Origin of the sequence: Runella sp. (assembly GCF_965279615.1) — a bacterium.
Lineage (GTDB): Bacteria > Bacteroidota > Bacteroidia > Cytophagales > Spirosomataceae > Runella.
On record NZ_OZ257252.1, the window covers coordinates 1,445,200 to 1,466,328 of the forward strand.

Annotated in this window: 12 protein-coding genes; 2 read left to right on the top strand and 10 right to left on the bottom strand. The window is 40.2% G+C overall.

From position 1 onward, the window contains the following. The first annotated feature begins 30 nt into the window (after positions 1–30). Positions 31–1,575 (top strand): pYEATS domain-containing protein, encoded by a 1,545-nt coding sequence (locus tag ACQY73_RS06405; RefSeq protein WP_428663051.1) that lies wholly within the window; start codon positions 31–33, stop codon positions 1,573–1,575. Positions 1,576–1,619: 44 nt separating this feature from the next. Then, positions 1,620–2,315, top strand: a complete 696-nt coding sequence (locus ACQY73_RS06410; protein WP_428663054.1) for a hypothetical protein — start codon at positions 1,620–1,622, stop codon at positions 2,313–2,315. Between the two features lie 105 nt (positions 2,316–2,420). On the opposite strand, the gene ACQY73_RS06415 is transcribed toward ACQY73_RS06410, so the two are convergent. From ACQY73_RS06415 to ACQY73_RS06460, 10 genes are all read right to left on the bottom strand, one after another. Further along, positions 2,421–3,536, bottom strand: coding sequence for a pentapeptide repeat-containing protein (locus ACQY73_RS06415; protein WP_428663056.1), 1,116 nt, complete (start codon positions 3,534–3,536; stop codon positions 2,421–2,423). Between the two features lie 49 nt (positions 3,537–3,585). Then, a complete protein-coding gene (locus tag ACQY73_RS06420; RefSeq protein ID WP_428663059.1) occupies positions 3,586–7,215 on the bottom strand; it encodes a leucine-rich repeat domain-containing protein in 3,630 nt (1,209 codons plus the stop codon). Between the two features lie 58 nt (positions 7,216–7,273). Continuing rightward, complete coding sequence (locus ACQY73_RS06425) at positions 7,274–9,946, bottom strand: patatin-like phospholipase family protein (protein WP_428663061.1); 2,673 nt, start codon at positions 9,944–9,946, stop codon at positions 7,274–7,276. Between the two features lie 41 nt (positions 9,947–9,987). After that, the gene (locus ACQY73_RS06430) at positions 9,988–14,184 is read right to left on the bottom strand and encodes a DUF4062 domain-containing protein (protein ID WP_428663064.1); all 4,197 of its coding nucleotides are present in this window, start codon (positions 14,182–14,184) and stop codon (positions 9,988–9,990) included. Positions 14,185–14,259: 75 nt separating this feature from the next. Continuing rightward, entirely contained in the window at positions 14,260–15,099 is an 840-nt protein-coding gene (locus tag ACQY73_RS06435) for an N-acetylmuramoyl-L-alanine amidase (RefSeq protein WP_428663066.1), read from the bottom strand. A gap of 48 nt (positions 15,100–15,147) precedes the next feature. After that, on the bottom strand, positions 15,148–16,224 hold the full coding sequence (locus ACQY73_RS06440; protein WP_428663069.1) for a toll/interleukin-1 receptor domain-containing protein: 1,077 nt from the start codon (positions 16,222–16,224) through the stop codon (positions 15,148–15,150). 156 nt (positions 16,225–16,380) lie between these two features. Next, positions 16,381–18,444, bottom strand: coding sequence for a tetratricopeptide repeat-containing protein (locus ACQY73_RS06445; protein WP_428663072.1), 2,064 nt, complete (start codon positions 18,442–18,444; stop codon positions 16,381–16,383). Then, positions 18,444–19,595 (bottom strand): patatin-like phospholipase family protein, encoded by a 1,152-nt coding sequence (locus ACQY73_RS06450; RefSeq protein ID WP_428663075.1) that lies wholly within the window; start codon positions 19,593–19,595, stop codon positions 18,444–18,446. Before ACQY73_RS06450 ends, ACQY73_RS06445 begins: the two co-directional genes overlap by 1 nt. Positions 19,596–19,901: 306 nt before the next feature. Further along, positions 19,902–20,189, bottom strand: coding sequence for a hypothetical protein (locus ACQY73_RS06455; RefSeq protein WP_428663077.1), 288 nt, complete (start codon positions 20,187–20,189; stop codon positions 19,902–19,904). Continuing rightward, positions 20,155–20,370, bottom strand: a complete 216-nt coding sequence (locus tag ACQY73_RS06460) for a hypothetical protein (protein ID WP_428663079.1) — start codon at positions 20,368–20,370, stop codon at positions 20,155–20,157. Before ACQY73_RS06460 ends, ACQY73_RS06455 begins: the two co-directional genes overlap by 35 nt. Positions 20,371–21,129 lie beyond the last annotated feature (759 nt).

A 21,129-nucleotide genomic window follows, 5' to 3' on the forward strand; every position in this document is an offset into this window, starting at 1 on the left:
TGATTCACCCAGACAAAAACGCTTTGTCCTATGACAGTCCAAGAAAAACTTACGAAAACGGGGCCTAAACGATTATTGGCCATTGATGGTGGAGGCGTACGCGGTGTCTTTTCGCTGGAGGTACTGGCTCAACTTGAACGTTCATTACGGCAGGAAGATGATAAGCCGGATACGTTTGTTCTGTCCGATTACTACGATTACATTGCGGGGACAGGCTCGGGAGCTTTTATCGCGGCCTGTCTCTCACTGGGTATGCGGGTAGAAGCTATTCAAACCCAATTTACGCCTATTGCGCTGGAAGCATTTACTCCAACTGATTCATTATACCCTGTTCGAAGTCAAAAACGTGATGAAAACCTTAACTGTCTTCTTCAAGACCTGTTTGGTAAAGATACACTTTTGGGAAGTGATAAATTCAAAACCTTACTATTGTTGGTGCTGAAAGCAGCAGATTCCGATTCACCTTGGGCCATTACCAATAACCCTAATGCTTTTTATAACCAACCTTCTCAACCTAAAAGTAATCTGGGGATTCCAATCTGGCAACTTATAAAAGCAAGTTTAACTACACCGTCATTCACAAGTCCGGAACAAATTCAGCTACCGGAAGCCAACCTATCCCTGGTGGATGGAAGCGTCAGCATTTATAAAAATCCTGCCTTTCTCTTATTTTTGAATGCAACGGCTCGAAGTTATCAAATTAACTGGCCTGTTGGCGAGGAACAACTGCTGCTTACATCAGTCGGAACAGGCCGAAACCCCGGGATTAATCTAACTATAGGACCCAAAGAAATTAATCCTCTCTTTCAAATGGATCCTATTTCGTCCGGATTACTGCAATCGTCTTCCTTTGAGCAGGATTTTCTTTGCCGCTTTTTTGGCCGTTGTCTGGTCGGCGACGTGTTAACACAGGAAATAGGTGACATGGTTAATCAGGATACCGGCTTATCTGTTAAACTTTTCACTTACCTGCGTTATGATGTTGAACTTTCAGATCCAACTTTGCTCACTTTAGGCCTATCGTCCATACCCGCAGATTCCGTTCAGGCACTTGACGCAATTGATGCGCTCACTGCCTTTCAGATGATCGGTAGAGCTTTTGCCCAATACACTGTAAATCCCGCACATTTTATGACTGCCGGCAACAAAGCTTCAGTCGATAAGACAGCCTTTTATTTAACTGATGCTAACCTTGAAAAGGGAGTCGTTGATCCCAAATTTTCTTTAGATAACTCAATAAATCAATCTCAACAGGAAGTTATACCCGATACCAAGTCAATTAAAATTGCCCAAGATTATGAATACATGGGTGAAGAATCCTGGAAATGGTGGATATGGATCGAAGGCTCCGGAAAAATTCTGGATCGAATTTCTCATGTTACCTATTATTTACATTCATCGTTTCCTAATCCGGTACGGACTATAACGGATAGAAAATCAAAATTTGAACTAAAAACGAGCGGATGGGGTGTTTTTCGAATTCGCGCTACTGTCACCTTCAAAAATGGAGAAGTACAACAATTAACTCATTATTTAAAATTAGGCTACCCGGATGGCTCATTTACTGCTAACTAAGTCGGCACTATCGTTGTTTTTCCATTCTTAAAATCTTTATTTCAATGAAAATATTCGTCGCCTTCGGCTACAATGCGCGTGATAGATGGATACGCGAACTGGTTTTTCCTATAATTAAGGCCTTTGGCCATGAGGTAATATCAGGGGAGGAAATACAAGGTCAAATACTTTCAGAAGCAGTTAGAGCCAACATCAGAAAAAGCGATGGTCTCATTGCCTTTTTAACACGTCGCGGAGAAAATGCCGAAAATGGGATATGGCCGACGCATAGGTGGGTAGTTGAAGAACTTGCCATAGCGATTGAATCAAGACGGCTGGTGGTAGAAGTTCGTGAAACAGGGGTCGATCCTCAAGGGGGAATTGCAGGCGATAGACAACGAATTGAATACGATGAAAATCGCCGGGATCAATGTCTGGTTGATATTGTTACGACTTTAGGGAATTGGAATCAGAATGTACAGGTTAAAATGCAGCTACTGCCCGATGATTTTTGTACTCAAATACGTCCATTAATAAACAATCCTTATTTACGATGTACGTATCGGTTGTATATTGACAACAATGAATCAGAGGAATATCCAACTAAAATTCTTCCATTACCGGGAGGATTGTCAGTGCAGGTTTTTAATGTACAGAGAGGGGCTTTAATTCAGGTCAAAGTAATGACTAATAATGCTATCTGGATTTCCGATTATATGAGTACAGATTCGTATAGTATTCATTTACAGCAAACAGTATAAGTCGTTAATTTAACTGTCAGCATTTAACCGCTCATTAACAATCAGTTACGAAAAAGGCAACGAAACCAACGTGTTGAATATCGTGGGGAAAGCGAAATAGCCGGCTCAATTAGGCTTGTTCAAAAAATCATCAATGGAAAGCGTTTCTAACACCACGGCTTTGCTTTTTTCCAATTCTTGGTGTTTTGCCCAGGCTCGGTCAATAATGGCTTCTTTAAAACCGGCTTTAAGTTTATCCGATGTTGAATACGTCAGCAAATCAAGTACCCAGTCATACTTTTTCAGGTCTCTAAACATGGAAAACGCCTCTTCTCCTGATTGGATAATGGGAACGAAGGGAATCTGATAATCGGGGACGGTGGCCTGCAATTCAAGCGGAACGGATTTGGGCTTGGTAATATCGGCAATGATAAAAAAACTTAACCCGGCCAGTATTTTTATCGTTTCGGTAAAATCTCTTGATTGGGCGCGTTCAAAATCAAAAATGATGGGCAGCAAATTATGCTTACGCAACTCACCGGCAATGGTATCCAAAACGGCTTTGCGGTCGGGAGTAAACCGTCCTAAGATCAAGACCGTTTTGGAGGTCATGGTGTTGATTACGTTTCGTATTTTGGCATTATTGAGCAGCAAATACACAAACTGCGCCACTTCGAGGTCATCCACGGTGACGATGGGCTCCGACTCATTGTCGATTGGTTTCCGTAGGGCTATTTGCGGAGTTATAATTAAATTAGATTGGTTGGCCGGTGTTCCCATCAAATTCCATACCGAAGCACCGTAAATTTTACAATTGGTTAGGTCAGTGCCTTCCAGCGTTACGTCGACCAATTGGGCGTATTCCAGCACCGCTTCCTTCATGTTGGCGTTGGTTAGATCGGCGTAGCTTAAATCGGCTCTCCGTAAGTAACCCTCGGTAAAGTTGGCTCGGCAGAGAATTGCATGCCTTAGGTTAACGCCCGCCAAGGAGGCCTTGGTTAGGTTGGCATCGGTGAGATCGGCATTTCTCAGGTATGCATTATCCAACTTTGCTTTGGTAAGATTGCAGTGAGCCAAATTGGCTCTTTTCATCCGCGCCTCTTTCAGGTTAAACTCCTGAAGGTTTAGCCCCCGGAGGTCTGCTTCCTGAAGATCCGGACGGATGTGTTTATGATGCTTACGCCAAGCATTCCACTGCGTGGCACCCTGTTGCAGCAGTACAAGATGTTCCGGATTGGCCATGGTTTATGAAAAGTGTTACGGTTGAGCATTCATTGTAAAGGAATATTATCTAATACAGATATTGTTTTCTGATTAGTTTGACTCCCGGGTTTTTCTCCTGAAGTCGTTGAAATTGCACCGTCATGTTCTCAGAAACGGTCAGTTTTTTTAGTTTCGGTAATTGATACAGTTGATGGATCACCTCCGGCGTATTTATATCAATCTGCAACCAAGTCAGGGAGGGAAGTTTTTCCAAACCCGACAGACTGCGTAGGTTACTATTACTGTAAATCTCCAACAAAGTCAGTGAAGAAAGTTTTTCCAAACCCGACAAACTGCTTATAGCCGTGCCGGAAATACTCAACGAAGTCAGCGAGGAAAGTTTTTCCAAACCCGACAAACTGCTTATAGCCGTGCCGGAAATACTCAACGAAGTCAGCGAGGAAAGTTTTTCCAAACCCGACAAACTGCTTAGATAAGGATTGTAAGAAATCTTTAACGAAGTCAGGGAGGAAAGCTTTTCCAAGCCCGGCAAACTACTTAAGGCCGTGCCGGAAATCACTAACGAAGTCAGGGAGGAAAGCTTTTCCAAGCCTAACAAACTGCGTAAATTATCATTTCTGGAAATCTCCGACAAGTTACTTGTGTAAGGATCGTACAAGTTACTTGTGTAAGGATCGTAAGAAATCTCTAACGAAGTCAAAGAGGAAAGCTTTTCCAAACCCAGCAAACTGCGTAAATTATTATTTCCGGAAAGCTTTAACGAAGTAAGCGAAGAAAACTTTCCTAAGCCCGACAAACTGCGTAAATTTTCATTGTTAGAAATCACCAATGAAGTCAACGAGGAAAGCTTTTCCAAACCCGACAAGCTGCTTAGGTAAGGATTGTCAGAAATCTCTAACGAAGTCAAAGAGGAAAGCTTTTCCAAACCCAGCAAGCTGCGTAAATTATTATTTCCGGAAATCTTTAACGAAGTAAGCGAAGAAAACTTTCCTAAGCCCGACAAACTGCTTAGGGTATGATTGTAAGAAATTTCTAACGAAGTAAGCGAAGAAAACTTTTCCAAACCCGACAAGCTGCTTAGGGAACGATTGGAAGAAATCTCTAACGAAATCAAAGAGGAAAGCTTTTCCAAACCCGACAAACTGCGTAAATTATCATTTCCGGAAAGCTTTAACGAAATCAGCGAGGAAAGTTTTTCCAAATCCGACAAACTGCTTAGGTAAGGATTGTAAGAAATCTCTAACGAAGTCAAACAGGAAAGCTTTTCCAAACCCGACAAACTGCGTAAATTTTCATTGTAAGAAATCACCAATGAAGTCAACGAGGAAAGCTTTTCCAAACCCGACAAGCTGCTTAGGTAAGGATTGTCAGAAATCTCTAACGAAGTCAAAGAGGAAAGCTTTTCCAAACCCGACAAATTGTTTAAGTAAAGATTTCTTACAATCTTTAACGAAGTCAAAGAGGAAAGTTTTTCCAAACCCGACAAATTGCGTAAATTTTTATTGTTAGAAATCTCCAACGAAGTCAAAGAGGAAAGTTTTTCCAAGCCCGACAAACTATTTATGGAACGATTGGAAAAAATCTGCAACAACTTTAGTGATTTGATTCCGGAAAGGAAAGATACATCCTGAATAGTTGTTATTCCTTCTATCTTTAGCGTATCCAAATGGGTAAAATAAAACAATTGGCCATTCAGAACATTGAAATTATTATTATCAATTATTAGGGTTCTGACCGAGTCCAGCCCTCCGGCGGCTTCTACCTGCTCCCTCAATGTCGCTACTTTATTTATATCCTCTTCAAATTTTCTTCTCTGATAGGGTTTATACAAAATCCACCCCAACACGATAAGAATAACTGCTGCCATGCCTGCCACTCTTAATTGCTTGTAGAATTGCTTCCGTATAGTATTGGCAGAATCATTGATGTAATTAATAATGATAGGCAAATCCTCTATCAGGTCAGGGTTGTTTTTCTGCCATTCATTTGCTTCTTTCAACGCCTCTTTACTTAGCAGTTTACCGCTTCCCGCGTAAAATCTCTTTGCGTCAGCATTTATTTGCTGTTGAAAAAACAACGCTTCTCTCCTTTCATCAATCCAACCTTTCAGCAGTGGCCATTCCCGTATGATCACTTCGTGTACTACCTCTACGTGGGTATCGCCTTTCGTCAATAGCCTTGATTTCTCATCACTCAGTTCCTCCACCAAGGCCATAATGTCGTCTTGCACCGTGTTATCAATTCCTTTCAATTCACTCAGTAAGGCCGTTCTTCGTACATCTTCACCGTTCCTGCTTATTTCTACTAAATGTGGCACAAATATCTTTTTCAATAAATCGGCTTTTCGTTGGTCTGTACCCTCATCGGTCAATCGGTTAAATACCGCATCTGCATGAGTTTGTATGATTCCTTCTATATTTTTACCTTTTGAAAGCTTTGCATAATCATCCGTTGTTATCTCTTTGGCATTGGCTTTGTTTTTCCAGAGCAGATCAAGGGTTAATTGCAAAATGGGCAACTTCCCTTTCACTTCTTTCAGGTCGTTAATCAGGGTTTCTACCAAACCGGGGCTTACGGTCACTCCTGCATTTTGGGCGGGTTTCACAATAATATCCCGTAAAATTTGATTGGTTTTATCGTCCTCCTTTTTATTGACATCTATAGGCGGGAGCGTAAAGTTGTTTTTTTCCAATACGCTTTTAAATAAAGGGAATCCCGCAAAGGCAGTGTAATAGTCGCTCCGCAGCGAGAGCAAAACAATCAATTTCTCGGTTTCTATGGCTCGGGCAATAGTGTTAAGGAATATTGATTGCTCATTCTTGATTTCTTTTTCTTTGTATTGCGTAATTACTTCTTCAAATTGATCAATGTACAACACCCGGGTTTCGGTCTGGTCTCGAATCGTTCGGAGGAGTGTGTCGTCACGCACTTCAGCTTCTTTTTCAAACTTAAGGGAATCCGTAATAAGGCCGTTTATTTTTAACGTAGAAGAAAGAGCCGTTAAGGGGCTGTTGCCGGGCTTCATAATGATTTGCTTCCACGTATCGCTTCCCGGCGCTCTCCCTTTTTGTAAGGCGGCCAAAATCCCCGCTTTCACAAACGACGATTTCCCGGCACCGGAGTCAGCAATGATTGCCAAAAAATTATGGTTTTTCACCGAAATATGAAAGCGGAGTTTGTTATGAAAAACCTGATTCAGGTCGTAGGTCCTGCCAAAATAGCAATAGTCATCTTCCATTTCAAAACTTTGCAGGCCCTTGTACGGATTCTTTCCAATCAGGTCTTTGTTTTGCTCAGGTTGTGTCCTTAGTCCTTTTACTAATTTAGTAAACGCGTGTTTGTCGTCAACGCCTCCAAATTCAACCCATTGATAATCAGACAAAAACCAAGGAAGGGTATAATTGGCCGCTTTTTTGGGTACGATGACCGGAATTATTTTATAACCCTCCTTTTTGGTTCGGCTATTCACAATATCCAGTACTTCCTTATTTTGCCATTCCCCAATGCCCACTTCGCCAATGAATACCAATGACGCATCGCTGGCGTTAATCCCTTCCTGAATGACTTTGGTCCAAACATCCCCGGCGGCAATGCTTTCTTTGTCATAAAACACCTCAAAACCGCTGTTTTTAAGATCGCGAGCCAATCCTTGCACAAAGGCATTATTTTGAGTATTGTAGGATAAGAATAATTTCATGGGGCATTGGTGACAGGTCAAAAAATCAATTCAAACAGTATCTATCCTCCATAAAGTTTTAAGTAGTATTCTTCTTTTGGCTCATACTCCCCAATTTATTATAAAGGGGATGAATGATTTCTGAATACAGCCGTATAAGGACGGTAAACAAAAGAAACCCAAGGGCTGTACCTGCCAAAATTTTCCCGAGATACTTAATAAAGGGCACCCAAGAGGCATCGTAATACCGATAAACGGCATAAAAAACCAAGACCACACCCAAAAAAGTAATGAGTGATTTCAGCAATTTTCCGATTCCTATTAAATAAAAAGCCTTAAAAAACAGCCGATTGCCGGGTGTCAGTTTAGGAATTATCTTTTCCGCCTCGTCAGATCGGGTCATGAACTTTTCCATTTCCAAAAACTTCCAATTGCCGGTTTGGGGTGGCGTCTGTCCCAACTTACAGTAGGTTTGCCGATAACCGCTGTACATCAGGGCGTAAGCTTCGGTATCATGAAAGGAATCCAGGTCAGTTCTGATCTCCGACAACAGCTGTTGAACGTTACGCAATATCCCGTACTTGGTCAACTGCGTATCGTTTTCTTCGTCTGAACCATACATGATCTTTCGTGGCGGGTCCATGCAGTTTTTCCAACTGATGGGCTTACGTTGCAAATCGTCCTTTAGGTGTATTTTGACTAACTTACGAATTTGGGTGGTTTGGTTTCGTTCTTCAATGTCTTTGAATTGCAGCTCCCTTACTCGCTCCTGTAAAATGGTATCTGAGCGGAAAAATACCCCTCTTAATCCTCCTGTTGCACCTTCTTTCGTGGGCATTTGGCCACTGGCATCGCTGATGATCATATTGCTGCATTCCTGTTCGATCAGGGCACCAATCCCCTGATTGTCATGGACGCCTCCGTCCACCAGTTGCAAATCAATTCCCGGGTAGAGGTCAGGCAAGGGCATGGGTTTGAACAGCACCGGCACACAGGAAGATGCTCCCACGGCATAACCTAATCTAAAATTTTGGTATTTGAGGGGGGCATCCGGGTAATACATGCGTCTCAGCCGTGGTTTTACGTCAATATCAGCCTGTATCATGCCCGGTGGCTCTCCCATCCACGAGGCCGTAAATTGCCAGTTGTGTCCCGTATTCAAACTGGTAGCATTTAAGATAAGTTGGGGTACTTTATTGATTCTTTGCCAATTGTCAATGGCGATGTTGAATGAGGCATCTTTTCCCGGCTCTATACGAAGATCACTCATGTACAGATTTTCGGCAGGAGTTGTTTGTCCGACTTTGGTCAGTAATCCTTTATAAAGAAACTCTTCGTACAATTCACCCATCCGATGCGTGCGGGAATAACTGCTGCTGAACAGCATTTTTAACGTTTTTATCGGATTAGTCAATAATCGAAGACGGAGATTTTTTTGTACACCTTTTAAAAAACCGGTTTCAATTTCTTTGATCAAACCAATATAGTCCGTTGCCGTGATATTTTCGTCTTGCCGGTTGTCCAGCAATGTCTTCAATTTCAGGTAGTAATAAGCGCCAATAATGGACCCGCCCGAAACGCACGAAATTACTTCAACATCTTTCAATTGCTCTGTTTCGGCCAAGGCGGCCAAAACCCCAATGTGAAATAACGAAGCGCGAAAGCCTCCTCCCGACAGCGCCAAACCAAGTTTTCCGTCTTTCTTCACCTTTATATCCGGGGCGTCTGAAGGTGTAATCCGGAAGTGGTTCAGGCAACTATTGATTTTGTCCAAATCAATTTCCTTAGCTATCTCCCCCAATTTTATTTCATGGGGATTAACAGCCTGACCCTTGGGGGTGATGTATTTCGTAACGTATTCACTTTGAAACAATTGCAAATAAGCAATCGACAACATTTGTTGGTGAAACGTACGTACTTCCCACGCTATTTTTTCCTCTAATTCATCGTTGGACAGGTTTGGTGTTTTTGCCTCCTCCGTTTTACGGATATCCAAGTATTTTTTGATGTATTCAGCTGCTGATTCATAACGTCGCAGTCCAAAATAGGCTTCGGCAATGGTCTGATAAACCCATTTATTTTTTTCTCTATCAAATTTTCCTCCGCCTTCAAATTCAGTTAATTTATCAATGATAAACGTCCGAACTTCTTCTGTTTCTGTCAAACGATCGGCAATACTCGGGCTGGTGCCGGTAATGCGCCCGTGCTCTTCCAATTTATCAACGGCCATCAATTCATTGACATATGCATAATTGATTGCGGTATATCCCTCATCGTTTTGCTCGCTTTTGTCTGCAACCGAATTTTTGACCAGAAACTCTTTCCATAGAGCATAGCCTTTCTGATAATAATAGCGCGAAAGAATCAGGTTTTTAAACTGATGGTTGTATTGCCAAAGCCGCTTATAGATGGCCCCTGCCAACCCGAGCGTTTCACAATAATTTGTCTTTGTGAGTTGATCACTGATGTTCAACTCACACAATGCCTTCTTAAACTTAAACGAAGCCGGCAGCGTGGGGTCTTTATAAATGTATTTGACAAGATTTTGTTGCTCCTCCAGAGAAGCAGGTTCTCCAAGCGATTCTTTAAGTACCAACTTTGCAAGCAGCACTTCCGATGCATACCCGAATTGGTCCAATTTTACCAATTTTTTACAGAGTTCTTCTAAGTCCTTAATGGAGGCGCTTTGTCCGTTTAAAACTCGCCGTGCTTCGTTGATAAGATTACGTTTTTTTGATTGAATGGGGTCCATGGGAAGAGGTTAGGAAAAGATGAAGCTATTATATCGTTGTTCTATTGTCGTATTAATTTAATGCCCGGGTTTTTCTCCTGAAGACGCTCATAGTCCACAGGCATATTTTTTGGAACAGTCAGTTTTTTCAATTTGCGGAATGAATATAAGAAATTGGTGATGGAGGGGTAAGCCATATCAATCTTTAATTCTTTCAGGGAGAAAAGATTTTCCAATGCTGACAAATTCCTTAAATTGTAACTCCTATAAATACCAAGAGATTCTAATGAGGTAAGCTTTTCTAAGCCCAATAAACTACTTAAGCTGTCATTGTTCGAAAGGGTTAACTCTTTTAGGTTTTTCAAGTTTTCAATTCCCTCTAAATTTTCAAGTCGGCTATAGTCTATTGATAAAAAAACAATAGATTTAATACCAGCAATATCAACCAAATCATTTTTTTCGGCAAAAGAAATAGAAAACGAAGTTATTTTCTTTAAATTTTTCAATCTGTTTAAATTTTCGACAGAAGATCTATACATTGTAAGAGAGGAAAGCGATTTTAGTTTTATAATTTCATCAAGGTTTTTTAAGCCATTAATATCTATATATTTAAGAAAAATAAGATTATTAATACCTCTAAAATCGTACAATGAATTATTATAAGTAACGGTAAGAGAGTCAAGATATACAAGACTCTCTATACCTTTCAAACTAACTAAGTTTTGATTCATTTTCAATACAAGAGATTTAAGTTTTTTTAGGTTTTTTATTTTCTCCAGATTAGTTAAAGATGACAATTCTATTGAAAGTTTATTTAACGATACAAGGTTTTCTATTCCCTTTAAATTAGGTCGTTCATCAGGATTAATAAGAGAACTTGAACTTATTGATAGTGAAGATAAGTTTTTTAAATTCTTCAATTTGTCTAAATCAGGTACTTGTCCGCCAGAAATTATTACTGAACTAATAGATTCATTCGTTTTGATTTTTTTAAACAAATTACCATTGTTATTATAATTTATCGCAAGTGATGTAAGTGATTTAATATTTTCTAATCCTTCCAGACTATTTATACTTTCCCCCTGTATGATCAAAGATATAATCATTTTTGAATTGGCAATTTGTCTCATATTATGAACCCCAATATCTCCTTTTAGTGCTAAGCTAAAGGGAGTGCGGATTTTTTCAATTGCATTTATATCTGTTAAGTTTTTATTATTCTCCAAAATAAGAGAATTAAGTCTGTTTAATTTTTGAGTTTCCTTCAAAGTATACAAATTGGTGTTATTATTTATTGAAAGAAATGAAATTGATTTCAACTTATCTATCCCGTCCAAAGTTTTTATAAAGAAATTATTTTCTACAAAAAGTGAATCTACACTGACATTTTGTACATCTTTCAAGTTTAAAAGTTTATTATTATTATTAATTCTAAATAAGCTTAACGAAACATTTTCAAGGCCATCTAAATTCTCCAAAGAGTCATTTGAGTTAATTATAAGAGTTTTGAGTGATCCTAAGTTTTTTATACCTATCAAACTCTTCAAGCCCGGATTTCTTTCTAAAAAAATAGCAGATATTCGTTTGTTATTCTCTATTCCGTGTAAGTTAAGTAAAGATGGATTTTCATTTATTACTAATGAGTCAAGAGTTTCAGAACTCCCCAACCCTTGAAGGTCAATCAAGCCAGTATTTGATAAATTTAAAAAAGTAATTGATTTACTATTGCCAAGGCTTTTTATATTTTTTACATTTCGACTTTTTATGACTAAGTTTGTAAGAGATTTTAAGCTTTCAACTCCATTTAAATCTTCTATATCACCAGTATTTATTGTCAATGACTTAAGCGAATCAAGGTTACGAATCAAATCTAAATTTGACATACCCTTCCCTCCTATATCAAGCACAGAGAGTGACTTAAGATTTCTAAGTTCGTCTGTATTTCTAAGGCTATCGTTATTGTCGATTCTTATAGAATTAATCATCTCAAGCGTTTCTACTCCTTTTAATTTTTTTATAGCTGTTTTTTCTATTATTAACTCAGAAAGATATTTAAAAACTTCTATCCCATCTAAGCTCTTCAAGTTTGAACAATCGTTTATGGACAAATACCTAAGCGACGAAAAATTTGAAATTAGTTTCAGGTCTTCTATAGGAATGCCTTTTAAAGTCAAAGATGTCACATTTTTAAAATAATGCAATTTTTCAGTAACAAAAGGGTAAATATCTCTATTTATTTCCAAATTGCTAACTTTATCAATATCAATGTTATTATATGAAAGACCCCACCCCGACATTTTACTTCTTAGCATATCGCTATTATTTATGAGTTTTTCAAGCTGTATTTTTTGCCAATAATTATAAGCAGGCATAGCAAATACCAGAAAAGCAACTAAAACTCCCAGAAAAAAGAAAGATTTTCTCAATTGCGACTTTCTCTTTTTTTTTGATTTTTCAATAAAATCTTTAATTATTTTATTTACTAAATCAGGATTATTATTCTCCCAATTTAAAGCATTATCTAATTTGCTCCCTTTATATAACTCCGTTTTATTTTTTTTATATTCTTCAATTTGAAGTAGTAACCCTTTACGATAACTCAACGCTTCACGACGTTCATCAATCCATTTTTGTAGCCTCTCCCATTTGCGTAACAATACTTCGTGAATAATATCTACATTATATTCAGTTTCTTCTATAGCCGTATCAAAATCTTTTGATTCAGTCACCGTTAATAGTCGGCTTTGTGAGCTTACTAAATCTTCAAAGATGGCTTTGACCCTCTCTTCAGGATATACTTCGAGGCTTTTAAATAACTCTGATTGTCTTATGGTTTTTTTTACATCTCGCAGGTTAGCATTTACCTCTACCAAATTGACAAAAATACTTTTTAAAATGGCTTCATTTTTCCTTTCTGTTCCGGTATTAATGATTCGTTTTATGACTTCGTCAGCGTGAGCTTCAATGATTCCTCCAATCCCTTTCCCTTTGGTCAAGTCAATATATTCTGTCGACGTAATCTTCCCATCTCTAATAGTGTCCTCATGCCAGATCTTTTCCAGCATAAATTGTAAAATAGGCAATGAGCCATCTACTTCCTTAAGTTCTTGGGTTAGTTGAGCTACCAATTCAGGCTCTATTGTTACTCCATTTTTTTCGGCCGGTTTCGTAATAATTTCAGCTATTGATTTTTCCCAGTCAGCCACATTAAGTGCATAGTCTAAACTCGACAACGGGAAGAATCGCTGCTTTTTGATAAAATCAAAATTGGCCAATTGCGAAAGAAAATCACTTCTAAAAGTGGTAATAATGAGGAATTTTTGGGCTGATTTCGGAGAAGAAGTCAGTTTCGATAAAAAATCAAAAAGTTGCTCTCTTTCACCAATAGCCTCGGGGGTAGTACATTGGGTAATTATTTCTTCAAACTGGTTGAAGAATAAAATAAAATTGTCCGAAGGAGTATTTTCATCCGCCAACTGCTCCAACGAAATCTCTTTTTCCCATAATTGATATTGAAAATTAGTAAACGGCGTACTTCCCGGCGTTATAATAATGCGTTGGTAATGGGAGAATCCCCAAACCGGTTCATTTTGTAATTTGTACAATACGCCTGCCTGAATGAACGAAGTTTTCCCAATGCCCGAGTTACCGATAACGGAGATATATCGCTGTTGCCGAACGGTTATTTCTTTGATAAAACTCTCTATCTCCGCTCCTCGTCCATAAAAATAACCCCCATCTTTTACCTCAAACGCCGCCAGACCTTTATAAGGATTACTTATGTTGATGGGAGATTGAGAGGCAAAAGGATATAAGCATTCATACATACGATTTTTAAGACTCTCGGTATCTTTAAAAGTATGGACAGGTCTGCCTGCGAATTTATTTAGCAGTTCCCGGTGCTTGGCCTTATGATCAATTTCCTGCTCATCAAATGTTTCCAACCTCAGGCAGAAAATCATTTTACCGGGCGTCTGCAGCGCCGTATCCAATTCTATTTCGGTATAGGTCCGGGTTTCCGGGTCCGGAAATGAACCCACTTTATTACCAAGAATAATGATATAAATATCACTGTCATTTACTGCTTTTATACAGTCTATCTCAAAACGAGCATACGTTCCTTTGTCATACATCCATTCCATGATTTCAGTCAACTCAAACTGATTGCTAAGTTGCTTTTGAAAAAGTTGGATTAATTCCGCACGAACCTCTTTCAGGTCTCTAAAAGTAGAAGACAGATACACTTTCCATTTGGCCATCTTGAAGGGTTGTTTTCAAAGGTTGGAATAATCAGGCACCGGCTAATCAATTACTTCCTAATTGAAAACAGGACATTATTTAGGTTCCAATAAATCAGAGCGTATCCAGCCCATCGTTTTGATACTTTTTTGGGTTATTTTGCCATTCACTTTCTCATTGACCACTACCTCTTCGGGGCTATTGGCCAGATATACTTTCGACCAGTTGTTCCAGGTTTCAATCAATCCTACTTCAACTCCTTTTTTGAGCTTTCTGAGTGCCTCAAACTGCGTTCCGTCGCCTTTCCTCAAATTCACGTCTTCCACTTTGGTTTTAAAAATTTTACCAACATTGTTTGTTGTTCCAAACAAATGCATTCTAAACTCATCCCATGGAAAAGCCGGGCCGGGATCCTGTTTTCTACCGGCTGAAATATCATCATGTCCTAAAATACGGTGTAATTCATAGGTGGATAAGAGCAACTTGGTCACCTCAAATAAAGTAGCCAACTGTTTGGGAGAATAAATATGCCATTGGGTTTTTCCCACAAATTTGTGTTTGTGCTTTAAATTAACTCTATCTGCCGGACTCACTTTTTCCACGTCCCAGCCAAAGTTTACCAATTCTATCCCAATGGCTCGGCCGTTAAATGAACTGTTGTCATCCCATACACTGGACCCGGCATGAAAAGCCTGACGATTGAAGGGTACCATTTGATGAATACTTCCGTCTAAATCTATTACCAAATGAGCGGAAGTGCCGTTTGAGCTCATAAACGTATTCAAAGCAGCTTCTAAGCTACAAGCTGTATAATGAATGATGAGATCCTTGGGTAATTGATCTGCCGTCGTAAGGTTTCTTTGATTAGGGCTTTTTTTAGAAGTGAAGATTTTTTCAGTGCCCTCGGGCACTAATACATGCTGAGCAATTTTCATGAGGCTAAGGGTTTATTTGTTATCTGAATTACTTAATTGTCTTTGATTCTATGACACTGTATTTGACAACTCAACTTCCAGTCGCCTCCTCAAATGTATCAATGCCTCCTGTTGCTGCGCCGGGGGAAGTGTACTCAAAGGGAAATTAGGGTCATTAATGGATAAAAACTTGGCAACTTCAGAGGATTTCCACGTTTCTCCTTCAAGCTGTAACCAAAACAATTTAATTCCATGACGATGATGCAGCTCCAGAAGCTTGGGTAATTCATATTTTTGAATAAACTCCGAGTTCATAAATGAATCACTTACAATCAATACTGCCGCTCGTACCTGTTTAATATTTTTAAGAATTTCAAGCTTAAAATCATCCCCGGGCCGTAGTTTCCAGTCATCCCATACCGAGAGCACTGTTTTCTTTTCTAAAGGACGAAGCGCACTGCGTATTTTAACCAGCCATTGCCGGTCTTCATGAGCATAGCTGACAAAGACTAAGTTTGGTGATTCTGAGACTTTTGAGAATTGCGATTTTAAAAGTTTAAGAGTATCCTGAACTGCTTTCTGTATTTGCTCGGCCGTTTCTACCGGCTGATTCAGTGCTTGGTTAAACTCCTCTTTTGTAAAGCCATTGTAGGGTAAAAATTCCCACTGCTCAGTACTGTCCTGAAACACAAAAGCAGCATCTCCACCCGTCCGGGCTATGGGAAATACGGGGCGTTGTTCCTGATTGGCATAATAATACGTTTCTCTTGTGCCTCCTTCTCCCCCTAAAAGTATAACTGCATCGGCATATTTAATAGCTTCGATCCATTCTCTTGTTCCCGTCGGAACAGTAATTATAAATCCTCCTTTATAGTCCGGATAGGATGCGTTAGCGGGAAATACAGCCGGCCGTTTATCTGCGATGACTTGGAGTAAATAATCGCTTAGTGACTTTTTCGTCTTCTTAATACCTTCATTAAAACTTTCTGCGGCTAAATAATCTACTCCCGGCCATCCTCCTATAACTAAGCCATAGCCTTCTTCTGCCAAGGCACGACCAAACTCTTTGGCAAGACCAGCTACTTGCGCCGGCAAATCATATTGTCGTCCTGTTCCAACCAGTAATATCCAACGAGTAAAACCCATAAGTCAAGTTTTAAGTAGGTATAAGTAGAAAAGGTGAGCCTACGAATCGAACGAAAAGCCGAAGTGTATATCACTGATTGACGTAAAACTTTGGCCGGAAAATCGGAGTTTCAGGTCGACATTAACAGTATATCCTTTTCGGCAAATCCTATTCTATCAAAGCAATTTTTTCACATCAATAATTACCGTCTTTGCCCCCCGTGCCTTGGCCTGATTAACCATGTGTTCAGTACCGCCACCGGCATCGCCCGGTTTAACATCCCACAGGGCAATCAGCGTCATGTATTGACCTCCGTTCGCCAAGGCTTTGTGCAGCATCCATAAATTGTTACGTTCCCAAAAAGAGTAGTTTTCTTTCTTTTGGAGCCAATTGGGCAGTTCTTTTGTTTCCGACAGGATCTCAGTCGGCAAAGTACCATAAAGCGCATCAAAACGATCGACCCAGTCAGGTCCGGCAAACTGAACTGATTCCTTCAGAAATTGATCGCGCGGTAAGGCTATCAGCAATTGCGTCGAAATACCAAGTTCTTTGCATACTTCATGGAACAAAATATCTCCTCCACAGGCACCACCCGCCAGTCCAACCAATGGTCCTTTTACTTTCTTCTGCTCTCGCATGACCGCATCATAAATTGCCTGACGGAATTCAGTTTCTTTTTCAGGAGGAAAACGCGGATTAGGGTTACCTGCCACATCAACACGCCCCTTTTTATCAATCATGTGGCCGGTAAACAGCAGGTAATTCATTTTTTCAACCACTACCTGCGTTGAGAGTGGAGGAAACTGCTTCAACGCAGCATCAACATTATCCACCAAAATACCTAATTGCCTGTAAATCAACAACTGTCGCTGAGCAGAATCCAAATTAAATCCTCTTAAATCACTCAGGGCTTTTCTGTAAAGCAGACCTACGCGTTCAGGATGTTTCAGCACTAAACAGTTAACATCTGCCAGTGAAATAGACAGCCAAGGGTCTTCTTTCTGAGTTCTCTGCAGTCGTTTTTGGGTTGCCTCAAGCGAAGCCATTACAACGATACCCAGTTGCTGATGACGATCTTTGTATTCCTGCAAGGCTTGTTGTGCTTTAGCCTCTGATTCATACTCCAATTCCCAAGTCTCCGGATTGGCATCGGCTAAGGCGACAATGACTGATAATAAACCCAAGGCATTAACCCCGGAATAAAAATGATTTAGATCTTCGTTAAACCCACGTTCATAGTCTTCGTACGCCTGCTTTAGAAAAGGCGATACTAAGGCAGTAATTTGCCGTTCAGTGCCGGCCGGCTTATCGGCCCACACTCCCATCCAACGGGACTTAGCATTACGAGCGCGCAAAGCGTAAGCTTCTGAATTCGTACTCGGCTCAAGTACGGCGTCGGTTTCTAACAGTTGTGTTATGGCCTGATCAGACAGGGCCAGATACTCCAAACGATTCAGGCCTGAAGTAGTTATTTCGGCTAAGCGACTGTAGATCGTACTTAACCGATCATTCGCCTGGCGGTCATGAGGATTTCGCTTTTCTATTTGTGTCCAAGTTTGCTTAGCCCCTTCAAGCGCTTTTAATTGAAACTGTCCCTGCCCTATTATACGCAAAGCAGGTACCTCCCATAAAAACCCTCTGACTTCTTCGGTCAATAAAGCCAAGCGATCTGTTTGCTTACTTCTAATGTAAAGGTCAACCTCTTTTCTGAAGTCATCCGGTATAATCAGAAATTGCTCGGTATTGGTAGCTTTTAGCCAAGGAAGTACGTTAAAGACCGGACTGTCTTTCCTATCCGAACGTAATGTTTCATTTATCGCCTGAACCAGATTGTCAAGCGCATCAGCCGGTTTATCTTTGTTGTAATTAACATATCGGTACCCTAATATATCAAAGGGAGTTTCGTCAAATCCGGGACATTTAAGCAGAATCGTTTTTTTATCCCTCAAGGCATGGCGTATGCCCAGCTCGTAAAATACATTGGCATTGTGAATGGTAATATCCGCAATGACCACATCCGCAAACAGGAGCAATGAGAACATGTCTTCCCGTATATCACCGGCTTCAAAAATCTTACCGGTAGTACCTCCGGTGAGATTTGCTGTCTTTATAGCAGGGACAATCAATTCATTATCAACTATGTCAAAATCAAACGTTACCGTAGTTAATTCGCCGGTCGATTTGTCTTTTTTTATAATTTCTTTTTTTCCAAACGGGCGCACGATAAAGGCTTCCATCATTACACGAATTTACCAAGGTGAGAAATCTTGACCTGTTTGGCAGCCTCCCTGCCTACTTCCTGAAGCTCATCCAGAAACTTAACCGAGTCAAGTTGGCGAACGTGCTCGGACTCAATATGTGAGAGGCCTATTTCTTCCAATCCCTCTTGGCTCAAATTAACATTGTAACGGATATAACGGAAAAGGCGTTTTTCTCGATCAGGGTTAGACAGTGCTTCTTCGGGTAAAACCAAATCGCCCAGCTCCCGGTCAATGTGGGCTCCATAAGCACAACAACCAAAGATGCGACAGTTAATGTCTTGATCTACCTGGCTGGCGTACATCAGGTTGTCAGGAAGTGATTTGAGGGTATCCAAAAAGTTGCCGTAACCACCGGGCGTAGGTGAAGAGCCCGTTCCGACAGAGACAAGGAGTAAGTTATCTTCCCCGGTCTTCCAATTAAGTTTATATGCAGGCTGGGTAGCCATTCGAAACAAAAGAAATGCCGGATTATTATACGGAGTTACTCCGCCATCCACAAAGACAAATGTCTTTTCCGGATCATTGGGATCCCATTGCAAAGTTTCAGGCGGAAAATAAGCCGGGGCAGCCGTACTGGCCCGCACCAATTGATATAGTTTAATTTTTAGGTTGCAATCCTCCCGATCAGGATCATTGAATTTCGCTAAGGGATTATTGCTGATCGGCCATGGAGAATCAGTGGAACGATTCATAGTAACCACCAACAATAAACTGTGAAATTTTCCACTGTCTAAAAACAAGTTCGTTCCATCGCCAAACGTTGTTTTCAGCTCTTGGGCTAATTTTTTGTCTTTATAAAAATTGCGTCCAAAATTGGCCAAAAACGCTTTATCAAACATTGCTTCGCCTTTTTCGAGGTAGAAGTCAATCAACGTTTGCACCGACATTCCAAGGCTTAGACCGGCGGCAATAATGGCTCCCGTACTGGTGCCGGCAATGTAATCAAAATAGTCTGATAGTCGAAAGTCATCGCCTCTTTCGAGTTTTTTCTTTAGTTGGCTTTCCAACTCCAGCAAAATTTCCAGCGTGATCAGTCCGCGAATACCGCCCCCGTCAAGGGCCAGAAGTTTGCGCTGTGGCTGTTCGACACTATAGCGTTCAGCCAAGGTACCCCAAGATGGTTTTTTCATGGTTCAAGGGTTGTAAGGAGAAAAATATAACAGAAAATCTTAATAGCCAAGCAGGACCCAGTAATCAATAATCAAGACAATTCAATATAAAAATAAACTTTTTCATTTTACGGCTCATCATCAAAAAACAGAGTCGTTGAAACTAATAAATATAAAAAGGAAGTCTTGTTTAAACGGGTGCATTACAAATTGTCGCTAAGCTGCTATGGTTACAGCTACCTCATAAGGCTCAATACTTTGCCTAACAATGTCCCATCTATTGCTCATCCAGCAAACTGGAATTGCAATAGTTAAGTGGACAAAAAGTTAAGCTGCGATTTTCTGTTGTTTTACAGGCGGCTCTTTATCAATAAGAGTATCATTTAATGGCGCTTCAATGTACTGCCCATAATGATTGGCAAGACGATAAATCTGAACAGGTGAAATTTTTAAATTCAATAAACTTTCCCCTGTTTGGCTCGCTTCCAGATAAGTCCCCTCTTGGGCCAAATAAAGTAATTTTTCCTGTAAGTAGGGACTAATACCAAAACCTGACAGATGACAACTAAAAGACTCTGTATTAGCTATTTCTATTCTCCCATACTTTGTCGTCATCTTTTTTTTTACGGTGGTCCGCCGGTACTTTGCTTAGACTTTTCTCCAGCACTTGACGACCTAAATCCGTCCAGATTTGGTCGAACGATTTTTCATAATCGTAAAAGGTAGGCGGCGTTTTGAGCTGATGCAGCTCTTGGTACTTTTGTTGGGCTAAGGCCATGTATTCGTCTTCTGTCATGCCCTAAGTTAAAGACATTAGACGACAATTTGAAATGCACCCCTTTAAACTCTCAAATTGGGTGCAAAATTTTGCAAAAAGTTATCTAGTGGTAAAAGTGGCAGCTTATTTATACAGCGAAGCTGTTTAAACTTTTGGAAAAGACTCCCAAATAAGTGTGAATTTTGAGTGGCCAAACTTAAAACAACACCTTGGTATGTCTACCCCTCAAGAAAGATAGCACAATAATTTATTTGAAATCCAAAATCTCTTCAATGAAATTTGTAATATTCTCAAAGCTGCCGGAATAAATTTGAAGAGTTTATTTTTAGGTAGTCCTAAGATTATAATAAGAGATTATAATGCGTGACAATAAATCGGATGGAATTTATATGTCGAACGATATTTTTAGAAAAAGAGAGCCCTAAGCGGACTAAACGCGAAGCACGTTGACGCAAAGTACAAAAGAAACGCTATACATGATTTGTATCTTTTTTTCGTTTGCCGAAGAGATGTTGTGCCGTCGGAATGATTTGTTTGTAGGCCTCCCAGTCATCAGTATAAAAGGTAGCCTTTTCCGATAATGATCAGCTAAAGCATGCCATAATCCCAGCGCTCCGGCAGCCCCTCGGTCACCCACATGCAAAGCCACGACCTGTCGAGAGGCTCTGTCTAAAGCTAACCAAAGCCATTTTTTATTAGCTTTGAACAGAACGAAACTCGGCACAGGCGGCCCTGCCTAATTTCTATTTGAGTTCCGGTAAGTACTATAGAGCAGGA

What these genes read in the sequence shown, in the direction of transcription:
- ACQY73_RS06405 (WP_428663051.1), top strand. Translation starts at nt 31, where the DNA reads ATGACAGTCCAAGAAAAACTTACGAAAACGGGGCCTAAACGATTATTG.
- ACQY73_RS06410 (WP_428663054.1), top strand. Translation starts at nt 1,620, where the DNA reads ATGAAAATATTCGTCGCCTTCGGCTACAATGCGCGTGATAGATGGATA.
- ACQY73_RS06415 (WP_428663056.1), bottom strand. Translation starts at nt 3,536, where the DNA reads ATGGCCAATCCGGAACATCTTGTACTGCTGCAACAGGGTGCCACGCAG.
- ACQY73_RS06420 (WP_428663059.1), bottom strand. Translation starts at nt 7,215, where the DNA reads ATGAAATTATTCTTATCCTACAATACTCAAAATAATGCCTTTGTGCAA.
- ACQY73_RS06425 (WP_428663061.1), bottom strand. Translation starts at nt 9,946, where the DNA reads ATGGACCCCATTCAATCAAAAAAACGTAATCTTATCAACGAAGCACGG.
- ACQY73_RS06430 (WP_428663064.1), bottom strand. Translation starts at nt 14,184, where the DNA reads ATGGCCAAATGGAAAGTGTATCTGTCTTCTACTTTTAGAGACCTGAAA.
- ACQY73_RS06435 (WP_428663066.1), bottom strand. Translation starts at nt 15,099, where the DNA reads ATGAAAATTGCTCAGCATGTATTAGTGCCCGAGGGCACTGAAAAAATC.
- ACQY73_RS06440 (WP_428663069.1), bottom strand. Translation starts at nt 16,224, where the DNA reads ATGGGTTTTACTCGTTGGATATTACTGGTTGGAACAGGACGACAATAT.
- ACQY73_RS06445 (WP_428663072.1), bottom strand. Translation starts at nt 18,444, where the DNA reads ATGATGGAAGCCTTTATCGTGCGCCCGTTTGGAAAAAAAGAAATTATA.
- ACQY73_RS06450 (WP_428663075.1), bottom strand. Translation starts at nt 19,595, where the DNA reads ATGAAAAAACCATCTTGGGGTACCTTGGCTGAACGCTATAGTGTCGAA.
- ACQY73_RS06455 (WP_428663077.1), bottom strand. Translation starts at nt 20,189, where the DNA reads ATGACGACAAAGTATGGGAGAATAGAAATAGCTAATACAGAGTCTTTT.
- ACQY73_RS06460 (WP_428663079.1), bottom strand. Translation starts at nt 20,370, where the DNA reads ATGACAGAAGACGAATACATGGCCTTAGCCCAACAAAAGTACCAAGAG.